Source organism: Nostoc sp. NZL (genome assembly GCF_015714705.1).
Lineage (GTDB): Bacteria > Cyanobacteriota > Cyanobacteriia > Cyanobacteriales > Nostocaceae > Nostoc > Nostoc foliaceum_A.
On sequence record NZ_WBKL01000072.1, the window covers coordinates 1 to 26,080 of the forward strand.

A 26,080-nucleotide genomic window follows, 5' to 3' on the forward strand; every position below is an offset into this window, starting at 1 on the left:
CCTCTACCTTGGCAGAAGCCTCTCGAAAAATTAACCCCTGGAAGAGTTGCTCAAGCTATGGGTGGAGTTTTTGCGGTGATTGGTACTCCAGCCCAACCACCCAAATCTCGCGGAAAGTCTCCAGGCTGGAAGACGGATCAACCACGTAAACGTAGAATTCGCTACCCCATAGTTAAAAAAACTACAACCAAGCCCCGCAAAGAGCAATCAGAATCTGCTTAGTAGTGTAGATTTTCATCTCTGAAGTCTGTTTCTTTTCAACTCAGCGTTGCTGAGTCTTTTCTTGTTGCCTAGTCTAAACTCCAGGAGGAACTACCATAATTCTTTCCTTATTGGAATAATCTTTACAGCCCTAACTAGGGAGTTACTTTCCAGAAGCGAATCAAGCCAGCTTTTTCGTCATGAATACGCTGTTCGGGTCATGAATGTAGTCAGCGAAGGGGCCTCGGTACTCGAACCCATACCGTATCCCGCTGTGAATAACTTTTACCAAAAACTTAAGTTACGCAACAGAATTACTGCTGCCACTAGCTACACCTTGCGATGTAATATCGTACCGCATATGAGTGGGAACCGCTATAGTTGAATTTAATTACCAAATATTATTGCCCTGCTGTAAATACTCACCTCGCCAGCTCATACATAATCACTTTTCCTTTCCAATTTTCTTCCACAAATACCAAATACTCACCATTTGAACGACGAAAAGCGCGGATACCGTAAGGTATATCAATCCAGCCACTTTCGCCGCCAACTTCTGGGCCTGGTTTTAACTGTTGTACTTGTGCTCCCGTCTTGGCATTGTAGACATATACCTCGGCGGTTTTAACTGTCACGGCAAATACATAATCTCCCGCCACACTCATAGCCGCCGTGGACACTTCGCGTTTGCCGGTGGTGTCGTAAGGAATTACAATCCGCCAACGAGGAGTACGATTTCCTTTACTCCAATTGTCAAAACGGGCAATCTCAGATCCAGCAACTCCAGCATCGTCACCGAATGCAGGGTGAGCTACTGTAAAGCCTGACAAATACATACTATCTGTTTCGGGGAAATATTCGATCCGCCGCAAGTCGTTAAATATGTTGGGAGTAGTTTGCTTTTCCATCGAACTATAGCTGTAGATGGGGTTGCCTTTAGGATCTATTCCCTGTAAAGGATAGTGGCGAATGCCATCTTCTGTTCGTAAAGCTTTCCAAACATCTCCTTTGCTGTCTACCCACCAGCCGCCGATATAAGGATAATCTTTGCTGGTATCATATTCGTTCTTTTCAAATTTGCCATTACCGTTGCGATCGCGCCAGATCCATTCCCCTTTTTCTGGTTGATACGGTGGCCAATTTCCGGTGATAAATGGTTTATCAGCGCCATTGCTACCGACAAACATTCCTGCTGGTATAGCTACTTTACCATCTGTGCCTGGATTAAAACGATATATTTGCAGGAAGCTGTTATACATATCTGTGAGGAACAAAAACGGCTTCCCTTGGATGCGGCGAACAAAGGTTCCATCTGGCGATGTATGCAGACGGGGATCTTGAGGATATTTGAAAGCATTTAAGGTGTAGGCTTTGTAAGTCCATTGCTTACCAGCAGGCTTACTGTAATCCATTAGATAGTGTTCTTGTTTGGTGAATACATCTGCACCATCAGTTTTAGGATCGGCATCTGCATTATCGACGAATATCAATCCTAGCGATCGCCACATTAGTTTTCCCGATGGCGAAAATTTCCGCAAATCTGTTCCTGATTTGTTGAAACCATTACTATTTATATAGATATTGCCTGAAGCATCTGTACCAACTCCGGTAAGTCCATAAAGTTTTAAATCTTGAACTTCACCAGGAACTCCTGCATAGATACCGCCTTTCGCACCAAAACTACCCACCTGCGTCGGCTTATCTTTGATGTCATAAATCAACATTTGCTGACGCGGCCCATTTTCTGCCACTAACAGCTTACCTTGATGATTAATTGCGATCGCAGTTGGTTCAACAATATCTGCAATCTGTTGGGGTAATTGCTTTCCACTCGGCGAATAATGAAGAATCTTGGCAGGCTTACTACCATTTTTGCTTTGAATAATCCACAGATTTTTTTGTGGATCAATAGTTATTGCTCCGGGATTAGCAAAGGTAAAGCTGCGTAGTTCCTTCATCGTATCAGTATCATAGACACGAATCTGGTTGGTAGCAAAATCACTCACATACAACTCGCTTCCCACAGTTGCTAATCCAGTGACTTCACCTTTAGTACTGGTAATTAACATACTTTTATCCCAGCCACGCCCTTCAGGAAACGGTGCAGGTTTTCCCGACAAATCATAGCGTCTAACGCAATGCCAAGTTGTTCCTTCTGCTGGGTAATCTTCATTGGTTTTGCCCTTCGATCCCTGAGTCATGGCAATGTAAATATATTTACTATTTACTGTTACAGCTTTGCCACCTCCACGACTCCAGCCGTGAGTATCCCCAATAGCACCAATAACCTTACCATCCTTATAGATAGCTGCTTCCATTCCCGCCTCATCCCAATGGCTGTTAGTATAAACTGTGCCATTAGGGGCAATATACATTGCCTCAATATTGTTTTGTACCCGCAAATTTCCACTGCCAATCGTGTTACCTATCCACGATGTTTTATAGGTAGATGTGGATGTTCCCGTATTGTGTTGTATCGGACTTTCACTGGCAATAGTATTACTTATCGAGATTTCTTTGTGTGTAAGTGTGGGTGTTTCAGTATTGTTTTGTATCGGACTTTCACTGGCAATAGTATTACTTATCGACGATGTTTTGTAGATAAGCGTGCGTGTTCCAGTTGTCGCCCAGTCTGTTGTAATTCCAAGAGTAGTAACAATTACTCCAACAGTCAGACTGAGTAAAAAGTTGAAAGTTTTACTTTTTTGTATATATCTAATCTTAAATATTGTTTTGAGGTGCTGGTTGAGTCGGTGACGGAGTTTTATTAACTGCGTCAGTAATTTATTTTTCATATATTTTTTAAGCTTTTAATTATTTATATACAATCATTTTTTCGGTAATCCGCAAAAAATATAACTATTTTGAATTGGCTAAGATACAGGCTATCCATAGACATCACATTTAATAGCAAGTTTTACATAAGCTTTATAAAACTGACCTGATTATTTGAAATTTCAACTAATACATTTAAGGTATTAATATTTACCTATTATTTACTAGCTATGGTAAAAATTAATACAAAATAATTCTGAATTTATTACTTTTTATCAGCTTTTCTCTCTCCCTATATAGCATTCAACTTTCTTGATTGGCAGGTATCATATATGTCTAGTTAGGTGTTGTTTGGTTACTAAAAATACAGTTTCAATTCCTTGTTGACGTTGACATATAAATAGTTTATAAATTGGTGTTCTATACAAAAGCTCTTATTGATAATGTATATTTGAAAATTTTAGTGATTTCGGTTTGTATACAGATGTAGACGCGCACGACTGTGCGCCTGTTTTAATATATTTATAGGAAATACATCAATGGGAAATAAATCAGAAAACTTTGCTTCATCGTCTGCATCTATTCTCACCCTTGGATTGGGCTGGTTTCCCAAAAGTCCCGGTGGACTAGAAAGGTATATTTATGAACTAACTCATAAATTAGCAGCAAATCAAGACCAGGTTGAATTATGTGGAGTCGGTCTACCAGAGGCGGAAATAAATTCGCCAATTAAGCTGACTAATTTGGCTTCTGTTGATAGTGCTATTTGGCAAAGATTATGGTCAATTCGCACTAATTTCCAGAAAACAAGAATAAGCAAACCAGATGCTATTAATCTGCACTTTGCATTATATAGCTTTCCTATTTTAGATATTTTACCAAAGGGAGTACCAGTTACTTTTAACTTTCATGGGCCTTGGGCTTCTGAGAGTCAGCAAGAGGTAGTTAATAAAAATCTCAGTCTTTTGATCAAGCACTGGCTAATAGAAAAAAATACTTATAATCGCTGCGATCGCTTCATTGTTTTGAGCAAAGCATTTGGTAAAATTCTACATGATAAATATCAAGTACCGTGGAGCAAAATTAATATTATTCCTGGTGGAGTTGATATTAACTGGTTTCAGCCAAATTTATCACCCCAGGAGGCTTGTACAAAGTTAGGCTGGCCTAGTAATCGCCGGATAATATTTACATCCCGCCGCTTAGTACATCGAACCGGAGTTGATAAATTATTGCAAGCACTGGCTATAATTAAGCCCAGAATACCAGATGTTTGGCTAGCGATCGCAGGTCGTGGTCACATCCAATCTGCACTACAACAACAGGCTACAGAGTTAGGACTAGATGACAATGTTAAATTTTTAGGTTTTCTACCTGATGAGCAATTACCTATAGCTTATCAAGCTGCTGAATTGACTATTATGCCTAGTCAATCTTTTGAAGGATTTGGATTAGTAATAATCGAGTCTCTAGCCTGTGGTACTCCTGTTTTATGTACTCCAGTTGGGGGAATGCCAGAAATTTTATCAGAATTCTCACCCGATTTAATTACTACTTCGACCGAAGCCTCAGCCATTGCTGAAAAATTAGAGCAAGTGCTTTTGGGAAATATCCCCATACCTTCACGAGAAGCCTGTCGCCAGTACGCTACTACACACTATGATTGGAATCAAATCGCCCAACAAGTACGGAAAATTTTATTAGCTTAAAGAAGTGATTGTAATAGCTGACTTTTTAAGTTATGTGGAAAAGTCCACCAAAAACCTAACCCCCTTACCGACGCGGTAAGGAGGAAAATTCAAAGTCTCCTAAAAGGAGAGAGAAATAGAAGTGAGGTTTTCCAGATGCCGTGAAAAGTCAGATTGCAATAAATATTAGGGGCACTACGCGGGCCAAAATTAGCTAAAGTAGAGGTTTTATGAGAATTCTTTTCTTAGACCAAAGCGGTAAACCAGGGGGTGCCGAATTATGTTTAATAGATATTGCTAAACCTTATGGCGATCGCGCTTTGGTAGGTTTATTTGCAGATGGGTCTTTTAGAACTTTATTACAGCAAAATAATATCCCAGTAGAAGTTCTTGCAACTCAAGCAATCCAAGTTCGCAAAGAAAGCAGTTTGCTACAAGGATTCAAGAGTCTAGGACAACTTGCACCTTTGATTACTAAGGTAGTTAAAAAAGCCCGTGAATACGATTTAATCTATGCCAATACCCAAAAAGCATTAGTTGTAGGAGCATTAGCAAGTTTTTTCAGCCGTCGCCCTCTGGTTTATCATTTACATGATATTCTTTCCACAGAACATTTTAGTCAAACTAATCTTCATGTTGCTATTAACCTAGCTAATCGTTTTGCCTCATTAGTAATTGCTAATTCACAAGCTAGTAAAACCGCCTTTTTACAAGCGGGAGGAGACCGAAATATAGTTGAAGTTGTCTATAACGGCTTTGATCCAAAAATTTATCAACCTGATGAGTCTGACATCAATAAATTACAGCAACAGTTAGGGTTAGAAGGAAAATTTGTAGTCGGACACTTTAGTCGTCTTGCACCTTGGAAAGGGCAGCATGTTTTAATTGATGCCCTTGCCAAATGTCCACCAGAGGTGATAGCAATTCTAGTGGGTGATGCACTGTTCGGCGAACAAGATTACGTCCAAAAGTTACACCAACAAGTTTCTGAACTGGGACTAGAAAACCGCGTTAAATTTTTAGGATTTCGTTCTGATATTCCCCAGTTAATGGCAGCTTGTGACTTGGTGGCACATACCTCTACTTCCCCAGAACCCTTTGGTAGAGTGATTGTAGAGGCGATGCTATGTGGAAAACCTGTAGTTGCAGCAAAAGCTGGAGGTGTAATGGAATTAGTAGAACATGGACTTAATGGTTTTTTAGTGACACCAGGAGAACCCCAGGAACTTGCACAAGTAATTATCACCTGTCTTCAGGAGATGGAAATAACTGCAACTATAGCCAATAATGCCAGGGCTACCGCTAGTCGGCGTTTTGATATTGCAATTATTAATCAACAAATTGCCCAACTACTATCCGACAGATTATAATTACCTGATTAATCTAATCTACCTAGATACAACAGCAGAGTCTGTCTCATGCAAATGGGATCTCTCAGTTTGGGTTTGCAAGTAACGATAGAGACGATTCAGGGCATTTAGATGAGCGTAAGCTGCGGCTACTACAATATCAGTATCAGATGCTTGTCCAGAGAATATCCGCTCTTGATGCTTCAAACGAACTGTGACTGTTCCCAGTGCATCAATTCCTCCAGTCACAGATTGGACAGAAAATTCAATCAGTTGATTGGGAATCTGCACCAATTGATTGATTGCTTGATACACCGCATCCACCGGGCCTGTGCCTACACTCGCATCTGTGAGAATTTTGCCCTCAGGAGTGACAATTGTAATGGTTGCAGTTGGGCAAGTGCAGTCACCACAAATTACTTGGACGTGTTCGATTTGGAAGCCACTTTCTACTTGAATCTGCGTTTCATCTCGAACGAGCGCTTCTAAATCCCAATCTGAGATTTCTTTTTTCTTATCGGCCACTTCTTTGAACCGATTGAAGGCTTTATTCAAGTCCGCCTCGTTCAATTCAAACCCCAATTCCTTGAGCCTTGTACGGAAAGCATTTCGTCCAGAGTGCTTGCCCAAAACAATGCGATTTTCTGGCAAACCGATCGCAGCAGCTTCCATAATTTCATAAGTCTGGCGGTGCTTGATGATCCCATCTTGGTGAATACCAGATTCATGGGCGAAAGCGTTTGCTCCCACGATCGCCTTATTGGGTTGAATCAGCATCCCAGTTAATTGGGAAACCAAGGATGAAGTTTTGTAAATCTCCTGAGTCTTGATATTAGTCAGGGGTGTATCGGCATCAACCGGACGACCAAAGTAAGGATTGAAAAAGGGTTTGCGAACCTGCAACGCCATGACAATCTCTTCTAAGGCTGCATTGCCTGCTCGTTCCCCAATGCCATTAATGGTACACTCCACTTGACGCACGCCATATTCAATTGCTGCCAAAGCGTTAGCTGTCGCCAAACCCAAATCATTTTGGGTGTGAATGGAAAGAATCACCCCATCGATATTGGAAACATGTTCTCGAATTCCCTGAATCAGAGTTCCGATTTCCTTGGGTGTGCAGTAACCAACGGTATCAGGAATATTAATTGTAGTTGCACCTGCTGCGATCGCTGCCTCCAAAACTTCATACAGAAACTCTGGTTCAGTGCGGCTGGCATCCATTGGTGAAAATTCTACATCGTCTACAAACGACTTAGCATAGGCAATCATTTCTGATGCGATCGCTAATACTTCGCTACGAGATTTTTTCAACTGATATTGCAGGTGAATATCGGAGGTAGAAATCATTGTGTGGATTCTGGGACAAGCCGCTCCCTTCAAAGCTTCGGCGGCTGCGTGAATATCCTGGCGAATGGCTCTAGCTAAACTGCAAATGATTGGCCCACCAGGTATTCCAACTTGTTCAGCAATGCTTTTAACAGCTTGAAAATCTCCCGGACTAGCAACAGCAAAACCGGCTTCAATCACATCGACACCAAGGAGAGCTAGTTGATGAGCGATCGCTAATTTCTCTTCTACATTGAGGGTTGCGCCCGGTGACTGTTCACCATCCCGTAGGGTGGTGTCGAAGATGATAACTCGGTCTGGTTGAGATGCGATGCTCATAACTGTCTCCCGTGGTATTGAAGGGATGTTTAAAAAGCTGACTTTGGATATTGTATACAATCTTTTGGATTTTGTATACAATATTCAATATGAACTTAAATGACCTAGCAGCGAATGTGCTGCAACAACAACGCAGTACCCCAGATTTAATTGCCGATGCTTTGCGGGAAGCGATTCTGGGCGGCATTTTTCAGGAAGGACAATCTCTGAGACAGGATGAAATCGCCACTCAGTTTGGCGTTAGCCGCATTCCCGTGCGCGAAGCCCTCAAGCAGTTAGAAGCAGAAGGATTAGTGACACTGCATTTAAATCGTGGTGCGATCGTATCGGTGTTGACAGCACAAGAGGCGCAAGAAATTTGTGAAATTCGCAGCGCTTTAGAAGTGAAAGCGATGCAGTTGGCAATACCCAAGTTCAGGGAAACAGATATAGAAAAAGCTGCTGTGATTTTAGAAGCGACAGATCAAGCAACTGATGCAGGTGTGTTGGCAAAACTCAACTGGGAATTTCACGCAACGCTGTACACCACTGCTGAACGTCCCCGGTTGCTGACAATGATTAAAACTTTACACGTGAATTGCGATCGCTATGTTCGCGTACAATTAGCGCAGATGGATTACCAAGAGCGATCGCAAAAAGAACACTATCAACTCCTAGATGCTTGTCAAAAGCAGGATACAAAAGCTGCTATCAGGTTACTGAAACGACATATTGACACCGCAGGAGAACAGCTAATTGCATACTTGCAGCAAATTGCTCAGAAACGCTGATTCTTGTTGGAACGAGATGATCTAGCAGAACAGATTAAACCGGAAATTACCACTATCCTGTTCAACAAACCTCTCCCTACCTTGAACTAAAGTTCAAGTCTATCCCTCTCCGACTCGGAAAGGGACGGTTTTACATTGTAAAACCAGGGAGAGGTCTTTTTATTCAGCTCACGTTGTTCAGAGAAATAGGTGGTCATCCATGAAAAAACTGATCCAGCGTATTAAGAGATTGCTCCAACGTATCTTCAAGAGTTTTGCATCCACTCCTCAGCAACCATCACCCTTAATAAATTCTCGCCCTTTAGACACTTCTATTCCCAGTGTTTCTCCCCGATGGGAGTCTGGTTTGGTGCTTGTGTGTTCACAATGTGCAAACGAGCAATCAGGCTCAACGGCTTCCGAAGACTTAGAGAATTGGTTAAAATCACGTTTAAAATTTGAGGGATTATGGGGGGAATTTCGGGTCGCTAGCACCAGTTGTTTAGGAGTTTGTCCAAAATCCGGCATTACTGTCGTTATTGTAAGTAATGGAAGTAGCGGTAATAGTCCATGCTTAATTGTAAATCCTCGGAGCGATGTCTACGACGGGCTACGCCTACGCGAACTTCTTTACTCACGCATCAAACAGAATAAAGATTGATTTTGCAGCTTTACTAACGCTGAGATTAGGATATTTATTTCACGAAATTTTTGAATACAAAACTATGTTTTTTATTACACAATAGTTCGGTTAAGTGGCAAAGCAAAAAGGGGTGAATTAAAATATTCACCCCTTAGCTTTTTCCCACAAGAGAAATGAAGAATACTTATCCAAATCTCATCTCTAAACGATTACTACTTTAAGCGAGGTATATTTGGTATTACCAAAGTACTTGAGGAATTAGTGCTTCGGGCATTAGTGCTTGAGGAAGCAGTAGTTGGAGAACTAAGATTCAAGAAATCGATGAGTTTGAGAGTACGTTTACGAATTTTCCAGCGCCGATTTTTATTGATAACTTCATCTTCATAAGTACCATTAGCAACATCAATGCTGGTTTCCGAACGTTTGTGAGTTGCATGGAGGTAAGAGGTCATCGTTGCTTGATTATTTTGAACTGAAATGTTTATCGTACCTATCAAGTGTTGGGTAGCTGTATAACCATTTCCTTGGAATACTGAATAGACAAAATCTGCCCAAGAATCTGTTCCAAAACGTGTTTCACTCGCCCCATCAGGAAAAATGGCAGTGAGGACTGAATCTTGAGTAAAACAATCCCGATAAATATTCTTTCCCTCTAGGAGATTTCCTCTACCAATAGCATCAGTTCCTAACGCGTAACAAGATGTTAATTTTTGAATTTCTAATTCTGCGTTAGGTTGAGATGCACTTGCTAGTTCAAACTTACCTCCAATAAACAGCACAAGAGTGACTGCAAGCACAATCAAAGTTATACGATTTAACAAAAACGAGATAGCCTTTGGAACTATTCGCCCACTTTCTCTTCTCTTTTCCACAGGATGACCACCTTAATTTTTACAATTTTCGTATCTTGTACTTGCTGTAAACTCAAGTTTTTGCTGGACTTGTTAGCTCATAAAAACTTGGCTAAAATCCTTGGGAATTTAGCGAGAGCTTACTTTGATATCAGCTAGTAAATTAATTTACTAGTAAACAAGAAAAATAGTACAAGATTTGATGTATGTAATTATTTATAACAGATAAATGATGAAATTCTGGGTATTAATTATCACTGCATTTGTGTTGATTTGATTAAGTAATAAAGTTATCATCTGCATAGTTTTATGAAAAAGTAAATAACCTTTGCTTGACAATTTTTTCCAACTAAAATAGAGTTACTATAGCAATATTTAAACATTCGTGATATGAGAAATACACGACTTATTTGAAAAGTTGCGTATCTGCGGATATAGCTTTGCTAATGGGTCTCTAGCGTGAGAAATTATTCTCCCAAAACGGGAATAGAAATTATAAATTCTGTTCCTTGTCCCAACACTGATTCACAAATCAAACTTCCACCGTGATTTTCTACTATAATTTGGCGACTAATAGATAATCCTAATCCTGTACCTTTTCCTACACATTTAGTAGTAAATAAATTTTCAAAGATACAGGCTTTAACCTCTTCTGACATCCCCTTAGCATTATCTTGAATCTTAATTATCAGATTATTATCTTCATCTATCTTAGTTAAGATAGTAATAGTATTAGGGTGATTGTCTTGAATTTCTATAAAACTACGACCAATATTTGCTTCTTCTAAAGCATCAATTGCATTTGCAATAACATTCATAAACACCTGATTCAATTGTCCTAAATAACATTTGACTAGTGGGATATTTTCGTACTGCTTAATGATTTGAATTGCCGGACGATTATGATCAGCCTTTAGCCGATGCTGTAAAATCAATAAAGTACTATCAATACCTTCATGGATATTAGCTAATACTTTAGAGGTAGTATCAGCCCTTGAAAAAGTACGAAGGGAAGTACTAATATTACGAATGCGCTGTGTCCCTACTGTCATACCATCAATCATTTTTGGTAAATCTTCTAGCAGGAAATCTATATCTATTTCTTCGGCTTTTTCTTCAATTTCAGCACCAGGATTTGGGAACTTTTCTCGGTACAGTTGCAGATGCCCTATTAAATCTTTAACAGTATCTTTTGCTTGGAATATACTACCTGTAATAAAAGCAACCGGATTGTTTATTTCGTGTGCTACACCTGCTACTAAATTACCCAAAGAAGACATTTTTTCACTTTGGATAAGTTGTAGTTGTGCCTCTTGAAAATCTTTTATTAACTGTTCTAATTCTCTAGATTTGTCTTGTTCTCTTGTGTACAATCGGGCATTTTGTATGGCAATAGCCATTTGAGAAACCAAGACTTTTAATACCTCTACCCTTTCTGGGACAAAAGCTCCTGATGATATCTGATTTTCTAAATAAATAATACCTGTAAGCTGTGATTGGTAAATAATGGGCAAGCAAAAGATTGATTTTATTTTAGATTCCTGAATATAAGTATCAAGGTTAAAAGGTTCTGTAGCTACTGCATCATTTAATACAAGATATTGCTGAGTTCGAAAAACGTAATTAATTACAGAGAGCGGTAAATCCTGATAGGTTTCAACAGGAATAGAGCGTAAAACTGTCACTACATTGTCAGCAAGATTTCCAGAAGCTTCGATATATAGTTGATTATCTTTAAGTAGAAGTAGTACTGCTTTTTGTGCAGCAGCATTTTCTAGTAAAATTTTGATTAGCTTGCTCAACAAATTTTCTAAAATAATTTCATTGGTAATCGCTTGCGAAAACTTGATGAATGCATTAAAATCCAAAAAATCACTCAAGCTGCTATTAGTAGTCGTGGTAGTGGTAAGGTGAATTGTATCTATTTTTGAAGTAGTAGTTTCTATCGTATTAGTTTGTCCTACTAGAAAAACATACTTTGATTCTAAGTATTTAACTTTAGCGATCGCACCCCAACGAATATAGGCATAATAAGCTTTAGTTATATAAGTTTGATGAATTAACTCTTTACCTAAAGATTGATAAAATTTTCCTGCTAACTCATAGGCTAAAGCTTCCTCTTGGAGAAAACCATTTTCTTGAGATTTTGCAATAGAGTTTTCATAGTAGTCCATTGCTTCAAGCTTTTGACCCAAAACCTGATAACGTTCTGCCTCCACGAGATAAAATCTATGTAAGTGATTCGTTGGAGCATGATTAGCCCAGAGTTCCATCTTTTGCTGATTAGCTTGGACTTTTTCCAGAATAGCTTGCTGCTCAGACTCTTTAGCAGTATGATATATTGCCAAATGGGCTAAAGAATCATAAAAATAGAACAGTGGAACAACAAACAACCCTGTAACACCACCTAAAGATTTTTCTGCGATCGCAGCGTTTTCTACAGCTTTAAAATACTCTCCAAATATGTAAGAAAGCATTAGTTTATTAACAAATAAATGATTAATTGTGTAGAGATCATTTACTTGCTGATGAATTGGCAGCATAGTTTGCTCGTCGTAGGCTTCTCCAATTAAACAGTCCGCAATTTCAAAATTCCCTTTCAAGTTTAAAACTGTTTGTAAATATACTGAGTTCCAAGTTAAAGCTACTTGTTGGTTAATTTTTTTCAGTGATTCACAGTAAGCTACCAGTTCTTTTTCCAGAACCCAAAGTTCCTTACCCAGCCAAAATGAATGGTAGGGATAAATGTAAGCACAATAGCCAGCATATTCTAAATCTCCGGTTTCTAGTCCACTAGAATATCCTGCCATTGATGATGTTAGTGTTTCCCTAACATGCTCTTTCCAATGCATAACATGAGCGCTGACAACCGTCAGAATCTTAGCCTTGAGTTCTTGAGAATCAAATTGTGACACTAGACTTGAAGCCAACTTACCAAATTCATAGCCAGAATCAATTTCTCCTTGAACTCCACAAAGAATTAATCCATAAAGACTATAACCATAGGCAGATACAGCCGTATTGCCATGCTTTAAGGACAAATTGACCATTTTACAGACAATAATTGGCATCATTGCAGGAGCAGTTTGAAAAGCCGCAGGGAGAACCCCCATTAAGATTCTCATAGCTGCAATCTTGTTAGGGTCGGTCATTAATGGTAAGTTAATTAAATCTGCAATGGCTTTCCCTTTCAAAGAAGCAGCGATTTCATCCATCCCCTGCTGAAAATCAGATGATGTCGGTTCATCTGGAAAATTTATTCCTAACAATTGTAGAATTGATACTGCTATTTTGATGGCTTCTAGTTGTTTGCTTTGAATAATAGAAGCGATAATCTGTACTTCATAGACTTTAACTTTATCTAAAAGGATTTTGGCTTCTTGCTGCGCCACCTCAGCCCATTGTTGCATCTGCTCAAAATTACCGCCCAGATAGGCTGCCTCTGCGGCTCCTTCATATAAACCTATGGTTAAGGTATATTCAGTTTGCCAAGCGTCTATATTTAAAAGTTCTATCCCATTTGTGAAGTACTTAAGAGCAGCTTCGTAAGCTGTAGAAGCTTTAGCTTTTCGCCCTGCAATTAAATTTAATTGTGCCAAATCAGTTTTCTCAGATTGCTCTATCAGGTTAACAATACCTACATTCAACTGATTGACAATATCAAAAATATTAGCTTCTATTTCCTCTTTAGGTATATTTTGTAGAAGCAATTGTCCAATTTTCAGGTGAGTAGATTTCTTTAGTTCTTCTGGAATCAACGAATATGCTGCTTGTTGTACTCTGTCATGCAAGAACTTGTAACCCACCCGTGAAGTGTCGAAATTTAAATTGACCGCTTCTTCTTGATTAAAAACCAAAGGAATGCGGTAAGCCTCACTTAAAGGCAGAATTAATCCTGCTTGCAAAGCCGAGTGTAAATCATTTGCCGTCAAAGAAGCCGATTTTTCATTGACTATTGATAAAACATCCAAGCTAAATCTGTCACCCACGCAAGCCGCTAGTTTTAAAACATCTTGGGTGAGCTTTGGTAGCTTTTGAACTCGACTTGCAACCAGTTCAACTACATTTTTATCGGTAATTCCGATTGATTGGATATCCTCTAAGCTCCATTGCCATTTAGCATTAATGAAATCAAATGTTAAAAGTTTTTCTTGATGAAGTGCTTGAATTAGTTGTGTTATAAAAAATGGGTTGCCGCCTGTTTTATTAGAAATTAATTCAGCTAGTTTGATAATTTGATTATCAAATACTCTGTTTTCGGAATCATAATTAACTTCTGTGTCCTGTAGAGTTTCTGCAACTAATTGAGTCACATTCCCTAAATTTAAAGGTTGCAAGACAATATTATTGACAACCGTGCCACTCTTTTTAATTTCTTCTATTTTTTGGATTAAAGGATGTGCCGGACTAACTTCATTATCTCTATATGCCCCAATAAATAACAGATATTTGCTGTCTGTATCAGTTATGAGCAGTTGAATTAAATTCAAGGTAGCTGAATCTGCCCATTGTAAATCATCTAAAAAGATGACTAAAGGATGTTCTTTTTGGGTAAAAACTTGGATAAATTCTTTAAAAACATGGTTGAAGCGATTTTGTGATTCCGTTGCACCAATTTGGGCAATTTCAGGCTGTGTACCAATGATTAGCTCTACTTCTGGAATTACCTCAGTAATAACTTTTCCATTTGTTCCTAAAGCTGATAGAATTTTATTCCGCCATGTTTCTATTTTTTCATTATTTTCAGTCAGCAAATACCGCATTAAATAAGCAAAAGCTTGAATTAAAGAAGCATAAGGGATATTTCGCTTTAATTGATCAAATTTACCAGAAATAAAGTAACCTTGTCTGCGAGTAATGGGTTTATTAACTTCGTTGACTAGAACTGATTTGCCAATACCAGAATAACCAGAGACTAGCATCATTTCACTAGTTCCAGATGTAACGCGCTCAAATGCAGCTAAGAGTTCATTAACTTGTTCTTCACGACCATATAATTTTTGTGGGATTAATAACTGGCTTAAGATATCTAAACGACCTGGAACAAAATCATTAATTGTACCCTTAGTTTCTAACTGGTTGAGACATAATTCTAAGTCTGCTAATAATCCTGTGGAACTTTGATATCTGTCTTCCGCATTTTTCGCCATCAGCTTCATGACAATTTCTGAGACGACGGCAGGAATTTTTGGATTTAATGTCTGCGGTTTTATTGGTTGAACAGCAATGTGACTATAAACTATTTCTAGGGTGTCTTGGCTAAAAAATGGTGTTTTCTTAGTGAGCATTTCATACAAAGTCACACCAAGAGAATAAAAGTCAGTGCGATAATCGATAATGCGATTCATTCTCCCAGTTTGTTCAGGAGACATATAGGCAAGTGTGCCTTCAACGCAGTTAGGGTTAGTAAACTGAGGATTTTCTTTATTGAGGCGGGAGGCTATACCAAAGTCAGTGAGTTTAACAATACCTGTCTGGGAGTTAATGATAATGTTACTAGGTTTGATATCTTTATGAATAATCTGGTGCTTATGCAAATAACCTAGAGCTTTTGTCAGTTGAATAACAATGTTTAAATGCTTGATTAAGTCAAAATTTTCTGTCTGTAGAAGTTGATCTAAAGATTGACCACCAAAGTCTTCTAACAACAGTCCTACACGATTATCAAAGGTTTCCAAACTAATTGCTTTAACTATATTGGGATGGTCTAAAGTTTGCTGAATTTGATACTCATTTTTAAGGCGAGTAAAGGCTTCGAGGGTTGGGTATTCATTTTTAAGCAACTTGAGGATAACTCGCTGTTGCGTCTTTGGGGTTTGTGTTTGATAAATAATTGTTTGGATTCCTTCATGGAGAGTCGAGTTGATTTGGTATCCAGTACGATTTGGCATTGATTTTTGACTATCAAGTTACAAAATTAGCATCACCCCTTGTCTTGTCATCAAAGGGGCTCTATTTTAATTATTCCCAGTACGTAGAAAATTATTAACATTGAGCTCCCGTATCTAAGGGTTATAAATTAACCTTGTAACAAAAACCAATGTCTACAGCCCGACTGTAACTTTTACGCTAACCGCAGATAAGGACACTTCTGTAAAAACCCAGAAGCCTTATTGTGAGCATCTAGGTTATGAGTATGTGCTGGCGTAGGTCGAATAATGCCATCAAATAAGTCATCTAACCCATAAGGAGTAAAAAATTGCCATTGGCCTTGTGTATCTAGCCGAACTCCCACAGCAGTAGCAGTGTGCAGCCAATCTGTGATGCCATCCTCTGTACTAGTGTAGGATCTGCTACCAAGCCGCCAACGAGCAAAACTGGCTTGATTTTTGACATCAAACTGGTCATGAGGAAATTGTTCTGTAAGAGTCGCCTTTGCTGCTAGTTCCTGAGAACGGTTTCCCTCTATATCAAAGAATGCAATATCAAAATCTTTAATACCTAACCCACACTCATTACCAAAAATTGAAGACCAAACTGTGTTTCGGACTGCACCCCCGGCTAACCACCAGTTAGGTAAATTTAGTTGAGCGATCGCAGGTAATACTGTATTAATACGTGTATCAGTTAAAATCATCTGTAGACGAGTGTTACTATTCATATCAAATTCCTGAAATTGTCAAGTAGAAGGTGAAAATATTATTATTCACATTTCATTAAGCTTACGGTGTTGATAGTCCTGCTATGACACTTGGCAGGTCAATATTTTTAGGGTAACTGCTGAAGTCATAGTATAAAGAGAACAGGATTTTACGGAAGGGTAAATGGTGAATTTAGAATTTAGAATTTTTATCTATGGAAGATTTATTCGCACGACTAGAACGCACACTCAATCCTGAACTGCCTTCTCTAACAGAGTCACAACAAAAACTTCTACAAGAACTTAGCATTGATGAAAATCAACCCGGTACGATTCTGCATGATTTTCAAACTTTGATAGATTTCTTGCAACCAAATGGAGTGGAAGTTAGTAGTGTTAATAACCTTTTACCACTTAAAGTACTATCGGAAGTTAATTCTCGGTTAAGTCACCCAATTGAAATTAAACTCAAACGCCCTGTACAGAAATCATACCCCTACATTAATGGACTATATTTGTTATTACGCAGTTCTGGGATAGCCCAAATTAGATCCCAAGGTAAGAAGCAAATTTTAGTATTAGACGCAGCTACCTTAGAATCATGGTCAAATCTCAACTCAACAGAACGCTATTTCAACTTATTAGAAGCCTGGTTAATTTGGGGAAATAACGAAATTTTGGGTGAGCATCAAGACTCATTCGGTAATTTATTTAGATGTATTCAACTTTGGCCCCGCGTTCCAGATAAATGTTTAAAGTTTCCTAAATATGAAGACCAACACAATATTAGTTATGACCCTGGTCTGCATAATGTTGCTCTATTAGAGTTATTTGGATTGATATCAATCAAGCAAGGGAAACCACAAGAAGGCAAAGGGTGGCGCATTACTAGTTTACAACGCTTGCCCTTTGGTGATGCTCTTTTGCAACTACTATTTCCGCTAGGGATACGAGGAGAATTACAAGATGATGTAAATGTGAATTTTGGAAAATTGCAGCCACATTTACAACCATTTTTTCCAGAGTGGGAGCATAATTTATTCGTTCCAAAACAAGGCTTCACTAATGGTATTTATATTTTTAAAGTGTCTATTTTTCAAGCTTGGAGAAGCATTGCCGTACCAGCAAAAAAACCACTATGCTGGCTAGCAGAGACAATTCTCGATGCTTTTGATTTTGACTATGACCACTTATATGAGTTTAGTTATAAAGACCGTTTTGGTCGCACAATCAAAATAGGTCATCCCTATATGGAAATCCCCCCATTTGCAGACCAAGTGCAGATTGGTGACTTGTCTTTAGAACTAGGTGCTAAAATGACCTATCTTTATGATTTTGGTGACAGCTGGAAATTTGATGTACAGTTAGAAGCAATTAATCCGCCTGATAATAAAATCAAAAAACCAAAGATTTTAGAAGTTCACGGAAATGCACCTCAACAGTATTGGAGTGAAGATGATGAATCAGATGATGATGAGGGAGAGTAATTATACTGTTTTAGTAACTCGATTTATATAAAAGTACCCCTAGTAAAATTAATGTCACTTTCTAAATAAGTGATAAGATAATAATTTTTATTTTACCCAACTGAGCTGTCGAAGTAAAAGACAGAATTTTATCAGTAAAGTGATTTAATAAACCTATTAAATTATTTAAAATATCAATATTGAACTCAAATTATAAGCTGAGTTTGTATATCATAGAGTTTTACTTAGTTATCTGACAATGATGTGAAAAACAGCTAACACGGTATCAATATTTTCCCGTAAAATCTTACTGGACATATCGAATTATGTAATTTAGGTAAAATTGGATAATAAACTTAATTTCAGTTCATTCTCGAAAGTTTTAACAGTTATTTGCACACAAGGTTGATGAAAAACGATACACCACAAGATTTAAACCAAGACCAAGAGATTGGACGCTTGATTGATGAAGTAATGTCTTCATCTCTGACTGATGAACAGTATCGCAAAAAGATGCAGCGGCGTAAGGAAGTACAGGATCAACGCATAGCACAAGCTGTACCAGAAAAAGGATTAATTATTGTAAATACTGGTAATGGTAAAGGTAAAACTACTGCGGCTTTGGGGATGGTGTTACGATCGCTTGGTCACGGGTATAAAGTTGCGATCATCCAATTTATCAAAGGTAGCTGGGAACCTTCAGAAAAAAGGGTTTTCAGTTATTGGGAAGACCAGATAGAATTTCACGCAATGGGCGAAGGCTTCACCTGGGAAACTCAAGACCGCGATCGCGATCTTGATAAAGCTAGCGCCGCGTGGGAGAAATCATTAGAATACATCCGCAACCCAGACTTTCATCTGGTGTTGTTGGATGAAATCAATATTGCCCTCAAAATGTCTTACTTAGAAGTGGATGATGTTTTAGCAGGTTTGGCGCAAAAACCAGCTAATAAGCACGTTATTCTGACAGGTAGAGGCGCACCAGCTGCTTTAATTGAGCGTGCTGACCTCGTAACGGAAATGACCCTAGTTAAGCACCCTTTCCGCGATCAAGGCGTTAAAGCGCAACCAGGAATTGAGTATTAACTTGAAGATTATTTGCACATTTGCAACGTGCGGCGATCGCTAGCAGTGATGGAATTTAAGCGATGAAAGTCTTGCAAAGCCACCGAGTAAGCATAAGAGTTTAACTCATCTTCACCGACTTGAGGCAATCTATTGCTTGCAGCTACCTGATTCGACTGAGCAGAACTGGCTTCATTTGACGAAGTATTAACCGTCATCGCCAACTCTCCTGATGGGTTGAGTGTACCCTGAAAACAATTAAACTCTGATTGGGGCATATACAATGCACCCGTTACCTTATTCTGCTGCTTTTGAAATATGATGTAACCTTGACCAAGCTGGTTAGATTTTGGGGATTGACCATAGAGGTAAACCCCATCTTTTACAGGAAAAACTGCTTTTGGTAAAACTTCTGTCCCTTTTGTAGCTCCCTGAGAACTTGGAACCAACGCTGTGGTTGTAGGTAATGTTTTTCCGCTCTTATGGACAAAAAGCCCTCTATCTCCAGAAGCTGCATTCAGTTGACTTCTCTGCTCTCTAACTCTTCTTAGCTGCGACAAAAGAGAGTTTTCGGAGGTTTTCTGAATCTGAGCCGATGATAATGGAGAATCTGTAACTGATACTACTTGAGTTTGCTTGGCTATACAGCCCAAACCGAGAAGTAAGCCTAAGCCCGCGAGGGAAATTCCCCACTGACGGGGAGATAAGAACTGATGAAGGTTGTTAAGCACCCTACTTCTCCTGTTAAAAAAATAACTAAGTTCTCTAGAACTTACTTAAATCATAACCAAGTCTTAATTGTCAAAGACTTTGTTAACGACTTATATTACTATTGTCCAAAAAAGAAAACTGTCAAAAACTAAAGTTTTTATTTAATTTAGTTCAACAATCTTAGATTACCATCAGTTAGAGTCTTTATTCTTCATCCAATAGATTCATCCCATTGGGTGAGGTTAATCAGAAATTAAAGGTTCTCAATTAACATCGTTTTTTGGCATTTTGTTTTTTACTTTTTAATAAATAAAAATTACTGACACTATTTTCTCAGATGCATCACCGTATAAATACAGTGTGAAATGTGAAATCTAAATATTTTCCCTGGTTATCAGCATAAAAAAATCGCCCCCTGAATTCAGGAGGCGCATCACCAAGGTGGTTTAGAGACGCGGCATTTTGCGTCTCTCGTTTTAGCTAGCAACGTATTCTTTAACATTGGCACGACGGCGACGCAGATGAGCCAAAGCTTGATGTTCTAACTGGCGGACGCGTTCACGGCTGAGATTCAATCTCTCACCAACTTTCGCCAATGACATTTCGTTACCATCTTCTAAACCAAAGCGTAGGGCTAAAACTTCTCGCTGTTGTGGAGTTAGCTCTGCTAGCAGGTTGTTCAAGTCTTGGCGTAAAAATTCCTGGTTGGTGTAATACTCTGGCGATGGGCCGCTATCTTCGAGCATTTCTTGCAACTCAGTATCCTGGTTATCGCCAACTTTAACATCCAAAGACACTGGTTGACGCGCCATGTTCAGGTACTCGCGGATCTGAGCAGGTTCTAATTCCAGTTCTTTGGCAATTTCCGCTGGAGTGGGCGATCGCCCCAAGGTTTGAGCCAATTCGCGCTGCACTTTCTTGATTTTATTCAATTTCTCAGTGATATGGATCGGTAACCGGATGGTGCGACCTTGTTGAGCGATCGCTCGGGTAATCGCTTGGCGAATCCACCAGTAAGCGTAAGTTGAGAACTTATAACCCCTCATTGGGTCAAATTTCTCAACACCCCGCTCTAATCCTAGTGTTCCTTCCTGGATTAAATCCAGAAATTCCATATTCCGCTTTTGGTACTTTTTAGCAATAGCAACAACCAAGCGTAAATTCGCTTCGATCATTTTTTGCTTTGCCCGTTTACCTTGCGCCACCGTTTGTTGCACCTCGGTTTCCGATTGTTGAACATGATCAGCCCACTCTGACATATTCGGTTCGCGGTGCAATTGCTTCGCCAAAGCTTCTTTGGCGTCGATGAACTTCATCATTTGTTGTACCTGCTTCCCATAGACAATCTCTTGTTCACGGGTTAACAGTGGTACACGACCAATTTCCCGCAGATAGGTTCGCACCATATCAGCCGTGAATTTGGTATTGAGGTTTTCCGTTTGGGTGTTGACAGTAGGCATTGGTGCGTTTTCCTCTACTCCGTAAACACAAAGTATATTTTCTTACTAAAATGGTTAGGGAAAGGTAGTAAATCTATCACAAAATATCGGAAGCTATCAAAAGTAATTATCAATTGATGCAGCCGTTGTCCAGACGGTAAGCCCCCAATGATAGGTTCCCCTACCTTTCCTAAATTTTCAATCTTTATATAAGCACGCTGGTTGTTTTTGAGAATTCTTCTTTAGGCAGTTACTGACAGTGGCTGAAAATCCGAAGTCGGTATGAGTTCCACTTAGCTTTATAGTACGATAAATCAGGCAGATAGTAAAGTATCTTAAGATAAAGCTTCTAATTATAATTCAAAGTTGCCCGTTTGCAAAAAAAATTAAACTTCCTTGAAATTACTGACTATATCTATAGTGACGCTAAAAACTCCTCTTCTGTTGCCAAAAACTAGCCGGATAACCGAACTAAATTTGCTGTGAGGATGGAGGGATGTTACGAATTGGGCATTAGTCATTGGTCATTGGTCATTTGTCATTTGTACTGAGTGACTCGTGCCGAGCAAAACCGAGGTAAGTCGTTGGCGCAATCTCTGTGTCCGACACGCTGTTCGCGTTCGTAGAGAAGCATTGTTCATTTGCAAAGGACATAGACGCACCAGCGGCTTCCCGCAGGGTAGGACAACTGACAAATGACAATCTAAAATCCAAGGTCAGCTTTGGCGAGTTCAGCAGCGGCAAATACTTCTGCGTCAGGTTTTTCTTCCCAGGCTGGTTCACCAATTTCTTCGTAAAAAGTTGCATCGTAAGGACGGGTACGCACTACTACTGGCATCGGAACAGCATGACCCAAAATTAAAGCCTGTTGCTTAGAGTCTAACTTTGCCAATACCGATCGCAGTCCGCTACCACCAGATACACCCGTAAAAATCGCGTCAATGTCTTTTTCGTCATTAAGCAAAGCGGTAATGCGAGTCCCGATCTGGGACATAACTTCATTATCTATTCCTGATGGACGTTGATCAACTACCAAAAGTGTGACAAAGTACTTCCGCAGTTCACGGGCAATAGTCCCAAAGATAGTGCTTTGGACGATAGCCGGGTCAAGGAAACGGTGCGCTTCTTCAATGGTAATCATCAATGGCGTCGGGCGATCGCTCGGGTTTTTGCTTTGCAGGAATTTATCTGCTTTCTTGACGTAATGCTCGTGAATACGTCGGGTGATCATATTCGTCACCAACATATAAGAGAGCATATTAGACTGGGAACCAAATTCTATCACAACATTCTTCCCAGATTCCAGGCACTGGACAATTTTACTAATATAATTCTGAGGGCAAACCGCTCGCATGTACTTCAAGCTATCCATCCGCAGGAGTTTGCGCTGCAATGCCATAATCGAGCCTTTGTGTCCGCGCTTCTCGTCGCAAAACATCTCGATTTCTTCATTAGTCATATTCAGCAACTGGACAATCCAAGATTTGCCAAACTCGCTATATAGAATATTGGCGTTATCCAGGGCTGCGTCAGAGAGTCCTAAATCTCGACTACATAACTTAATATCTTCAACTTCAATTTGCTCGTAACTCAGATAGAGTTCTTGAGCATCACGCACACCCCGGCGCTTTGTCGATTCCGGGTCGAGGGTGTAAACTTCTACCTTGCTGGGGAATAGTTGCTTTAAACCCTTAACTGTATTTACGTTCTTCCCTTCTGCAACAGCTTCCCAGCCATACTCAGAGTGCATATCAAAAATCAAGTTTACTGCCGCATTTTTACGGATAACACCAGCTAAAAGTAACCGTGTTAGAAAGGATTTTCCAGTACCAGATTTCCCAAAAACCCCATTACTCCGTTCCACGAAGCGATTTAAATCGATGCAAACGGGCACATCCATGTCCAAAGGTTTGCCGATAGAAAAATTGCGCCTCTGGGGGTCATCTTCCCAACCAAATACCCGGCGAAAATCGTCAACACTTGCTTCGTAAACTTGACTAAAGTGGCTAGGAATAGTTTTAACAGGCAACAATTCCATCGTAGTACTGGTTTGGGGCACAAATGAAGCCAAGCCCGTCACCGATGGGAGGAAGGGGTTTGTGGATTTGCCATTTGTGGGGGAGAAAGATTCTTCCGATTCAGGAGTGAACATCAACATCGGTGCGAGGTTGATAGTACCGTATGTACCACTTCCGGCTAAAACATCTCGTAAAAAAGTGTCTTCCCAACTGGGGGGATTTGCAATAATTCGGGCATTAGCAGCTCCCAATGCTACATCTGTCAGCATACAAAAAAAACGCGATCGCATCCCTTGCACAACGAGGAACTTACCTACCCGCATATCTTCCACAGAAATGTCAGGATGCAATCGTACTTCTAAACCTTCAGTTAGAGAACCTTGAATAACCGAACCTAATGGCTGTCCCGAATTCATTTTATTAGTCATTAGTCATTAGTCATTAGTTATTTTCCCCCATGCCCAATGCCTAATGCCCCATTACTTAGTCAATCTGAATTGAAGTTGGCGCACTTCCCGTTGGTGGAGTGGTACTGATTAATGGTTTACGGAATTGAGCATAAAGGCGATCGCGCCAGCTAAAGAATGGTTCATAATCTATATTCTCTGCAAAGATTGGCAATCCTTTACCTCTAATAGAAGCTGGTAAATCCAGATAGGGGCCAGATGGGAACTTGAGCAATATCGATAAGCCAGCCACTGCCAAGTCAGCTAAAGTCGGCTCATCTCCTGTTAAATAAGGACTATCTGCCAATAATAACGTTACCGCTTCCAAGTCTTGTTTTAAGGATGCGATCGCTGACTTTATCACATCTGGACTATAACCTACGCCAAAACCCATCACTGTCAGTAAGTCAGCAGGTACTCCTTCAACCAGACTTTTAAATATATCTGGTGTTGAGGTGGGTAATAAAGACTTGCGGAAATTTTGATCTTGACTTATGGCTGCAAATAGTGCTTTGCGACCTTTGATACCTATGGACTCATCAGCCCATTCTTCTATTAATAAAGTTAAACCCCGTTTTTTAGGGTCTTGCGGTATTATCGGGCGATCGGGATATTCTAAGTCTAAATACTTAGCTATTTCCGTAGAATCCGCAATATACTTATTCCGATCCTTTAATACTGGGACTTGTTTCTGACCAGTCAGCCGGAACAGTTCTACTTGCCCAATACCAGGCGTAACCTCTATTTTGCGGTAATCTAGTCCTTTAAAATCTAGAATTAGGCGCACTTTCTCTGAGTATTGAGATAGTTCCCATTGGTATAATTCCAACATGTTGTCTACCTTATAACTGGTCAACTTCTTAACTTTACAATTGTATCTTTAGTTAAAGTAATTTTTCTTAACATTAGTTGCTTATTATCTATCTAATTGACATTAGGATTGAACTTATACCTGAGTTTATAGAAAAATTCTCGATTGAAAAAATATTATTTTCTGAGTTATCAAATAATTAAATAATTTAATTGGGTATACATAAAACAATTGAACCCCTAAGTCTTAGTCTTCAGCAGTTACTTTAATTTCCGTAACTGGTTAGCCTACTTAAGATATTTAAGTACTTAATTTATGTACTTTTACTGAGTCAATTAATGAGGATTTTGGCACCGTAGCCCTGTCACATATATAACTCAGGTTTTTTAGCAACTATTAAGTCATATATAAATTCGTATAAAAGCTTACCTTGGGTAAACTCTGTAACAAAGCTTGTCATAATTCATAACTTGTAAATGTGAGATTTTTCCACTTTCTTAGAATTTACGATATACCAAGTGAGACTTTTTAACTCCTTTTGGTGTGATGGAGAAAATCTGCTCAATTTACATGAAATGTATGCTAAGTATATTTCATCTGTTAAGCGTTAGTCGGGGTTATATATTTAACCTCGTCAACACAAACTCTTCGGAGGAATAATGTTACTTCCCTCTTCGGTTAGATTTTGTGCATAGCAAAATGTTATAAATCTTTATGTAATGTGTGGACAAAAAAGACAAACAAAATTTATGAAGACAAATTACAGCAAATTGCTGACCACGTTGGCAGGCATAGCAGGATTTACTAGTTTCAACCTTCTCATTACCTTACCATCTGATGCGAAATCCGCACTAAATCCTAACCCCAGTATTTTCAACGAAGCCCCTTATAATCAGGGTCAACGGCTTGAAGCAAACGCTTCCCCAATAGAAAAAGGCAATACCAAACGCCAACAAGTAGCGCAGCAAAGTGGTAAAACAAATCCCAGACCAAGTATTTTCAACGAGCCTCCTTATAACCGGGGCGGTAGTGCTACACCTAGTGAACCAACACCCCGCACCCCACGTAGTACCCCAGAAACTCAACCCACTGAGACACCTACTACAACTCCACCAGGGCCAGGGGCAACTGACAATCAAGGTAAAAACTTGTTAGCGTTGGCAGAGTCAAATGCTTCTTTTACCACCTTAACTAAGGCTTTAAAGGCAGCAGGGTTGACTGGGGCTTTGCAAGGCAAAGATAACTTAACTATTTTTGCACCCACTGATGCAGCTTTTGCTAAGTTGCCACAAGATGCTTTGCAAGAATTGTTAAAACCAGACAACAAAGAAGTATTGCTCAAGATTTTAACTTACCATGTAGTGTCTGGTAAGGTATTGTCCACTGATTTGAAATCTGGTGAAGTTAAAAGCCTTGAAGGCGGCGCAATCAACGTTAAAGTTGATCCTGCTACTGGTGTAACTGTCAATGATGCTAAAGTTACTCAGGCAGATATCACAGGCAGCAACGGTGTAATCCACGCAATTGATCAGGTTATTTTACCTCCTGATTTGTAGTTTTTCGGTATCAGTGCAACCTGTAGAAGACTAGGTTGGCATTAAATATTAATACGAAAAAATT

The 26,080-nt window shown here is 39.4% G+C and carries 16 protein-coding genes and 1 pseudogene; 8 read left to right on the top strand and 9 right to left on the bottom strand.

Going from position 1 to position 26,080, the window contains the following annotated elements; genetic code table 11:
• Positions 1-222 (top strand): annotated as a pseudogene (locus tag F8R90_RS10705) (NF041680 family putative transposase); the annotation flags it as partial.
• Between the two features lie 401 nt (positions 223-623).
• Here the strand turns inward: F8R90_RS10705 and F8R90_RS10710 are convergent.
• The gene (locus F8R90_RS10710) at positions 624-2,996 is read right to left on the bottom strand and encodes a hypothetical protein (protein WP_196510718.1); all 2,373 of its coding nucleotides are present in this window, start codon (positions 2,994-2,996) and stop codon (positions 624-626) included.
• A 519-nt stretch (positions 2,997-3,515) separates the two neighbouring features.
• Here F8R90_RS10710 and F8R90_RS10715 point away from each other — a divergent pair.
• On the top strand, positions 3,516-4,685 hold the full coding sequence (locus tag F8R90_RS10715; RefSeq protein WP_196510719.1) for a glycosyltransferase family 4 protein: 1,170 nt from the start codon (positions 3,516-3,518) through the stop codon (positions 4,683-4,685).
• Between the two features lie 209 nt (positions 4,686-4,894).
• Positions 4,895-6,034: a glycosyltransferase family 4 protein gene (locus tag F8R90_RS10720; RefSeq protein ID WP_196510720.1), complete on the top strand. Its 1,140-nt coding sequence runs from the start codon at positions 4,895-4,897 to the stop codon at positions 6,032-6,034.
• An 18-nt stretch (positions 6,035-6,052) separates the two neighbouring features.
• Here the strand turns inward: F8R90_RS10720 and F8R90_RS10725 are convergent, their stop codons facing one another.
• Positions 6,053-7,675, bottom strand: coding sequence for a 2-isopropylmalate synthase (locus tag F8R90_RS10725; RefSeq protein WP_196510750.1), 1,623 nt, complete (start codon positions 7,673-7,675; stop codon positions 6,053-6,055).
• 95 nt (positions 7,676-7,770) lie between these two features.
• Between F8R90_RS10725 and F8R90_RS10730 the strand changes: the two genes are divergently transcribed.
• Positions 7,771-8,451 (top strand): GntR family transcriptional regulator, encoded by a 681-nt coding sequence (locus F8R90_RS10730; RefSeq protein WP_196510721.1) that lies wholly within the window; start codon positions 7,771-7,773, stop codon positions 8,449-8,451.
• A gap of 199 nt (positions 8,452-8,650) precedes the next feature.
• Positions 8,651-9,091, top strand: a complete 441-nt coding sequence (locus F8R90_RS10735; RefSeq protein WP_196510722.1) for a (2Fe-2S) ferredoxin domain-containing protein — start codon at positions 8,651-8,653, stop codon at positions 9,089-9,091.
• Between the two features lie 194 nt (positions 9,092-9,285).
• Here F8R90_RS10735 and F8R90_RS10740 read toward each other — a convergent pair whose 3' ends face one another.
• The 3 genes from F8R90_RS10740 to F8R90_RS10750 form a co-directional block, all read right to left on the bottom strand.
• Complete coding sequence (locus tag F8R90_RS10740; RefSeq protein ID WP_196510723.1) at positions 9,286-9,945, bottom strand: nuclear transport factor 2 family protein; 660 nt, start codon at positions 9,943-9,945, stop codon at positions 9,286-9,288.
• Between the two features lie 446 nt (positions 9,946-10,391).
• Positions 10,392-15,815, bottom strand: a complete 5,424-nt coding sequence (locus F8R90_RS10745) for a trifunctional serine/threonine-protein kinase/ATP-binding protein/sensor histidine kinase (protein WP_196510724.1) — start codon at positions 15,813-15,815, stop codon at positions 10,392-10,394.
• A 173-nt stretch (positions 15,816-15,988) separates the two neighbouring features.
• Positions 15,989-16,525 carry a nucleotidyltransferase family protein gene (locus F8R90_RS10750; RefSeq protein WP_196510725.1) on the bottom strand — a complete coding sequence of 179 codons (537 nt, stop codon included), beginning with the start codon at positions 16,523-16,525 and terminating at the stop codon, positions 15,989-15,991.
• A 194-nt stretch (positions 16,526-16,719) separates the two neighbouring features.
• On the opposite strand from F8R90_RS10750, the gene F8R90_RS10755 reads away from it, so the two are divergent.
• Positions 16,720-17,991 carry an IS1096 element passenger TnpR family protein gene (locus tag F8R90_RS10755; protein WP_196510726.1) on the top strand — a complete coding sequence of 424 codons (1,272 nt, stop codon included), beginning with the start codon at positions 16,720-16,722 and terminating at the stop codon, positions 17,989-17,991.
• A 387-nt stretch (positions 17,992-18,378) separates the two neighbouring features.
• A complete protein-coding gene (gene cobO / locus F8R90_RS10760) occupies positions 18,379-19,056 on the top strand; it encodes a cob(I)yrinic acid a,c-diamide adenosyltransferase (RefSeq protein ID WP_196510727.1) in 678 nt (225 codons plus the stop codon).
• An 8-nt stretch (positions 19,057-19,064) separates the two neighbouring features.
• On the opposite strand, the gene F8R90_RS10765 is transcribed toward cobO, so the two are convergent.
• The 4 genes from F8R90_RS10765 to F8R90_RS10780 all read right to left on the bottom strand — a co-directional run bounded on the left by F8R90_RS10765 (position 19,065) and on the right by F8R90_RS10780 (position 24,481).
• Positions 19,065-19,766, bottom strand: a complete 702-nt coding sequence (locus F8R90_RS10765; RefSeq protein ID WP_196510728.1) for a hypothetical protein — start codon at positions 19,764-19,766, stop codon at positions 19,065-19,067.
• Positions 19,767-20,222: 456 nt separating this feature from the next.
• The gene (locus F8R90_RS10770; protein WP_196510729.1) at positions 20,223-21,206 is read right to left on the bottom strand and encodes an RNA polymerase sigma factor, RpoD/SigA family; all 984 of its coding nucleotides are present in this window, start codon (positions 21,204-21,206) and stop codon (positions 20,223-20,225) included.
• A gap of 682 nt (positions 21,207-21,888) precedes the next feature.
• The gene (locus F8R90_RS10775; protein ID WP_196510751.1) at positions 21,889-23,619 is read right to left on the bottom strand and encodes a helicase HerA domain-containing protein; all 1,731 of its coding nucleotides are present in this window, start codon (positions 23,617-23,619) and stop codon (positions 21,889-21,891) included.
• 67 nt (positions 23,620-23,686) lie between these two features.
• A complete protein-coding gene (locus tag F8R90_RS10780; RefSeq protein ID WP_196510730.1) occupies positions 23,687-24,481 on the bottom strand; it encodes a glutathione S-transferase in 795 nt (264 codons plus the stop codon).
• Positions 24,482-25,209: 728 nt separating this feature from the next.
• Between F8R90_RS10780 and F8R90_RS10785 the strand changes: the two genes are divergently transcribed.
• The gene (locus F8R90_RS10785; protein ID WP_190894857.1) at positions 25,210-26,016 is read left to right on the top strand and encodes a fasciclin domain-containing protein; all 807 of its coding nucleotides are present in this window, start codon (positions 25,210-25,212) and stop codon (positions 26,014-26,016) included.
• Positions 26,017-26,080: the final 64 nt, after the last annotated feature.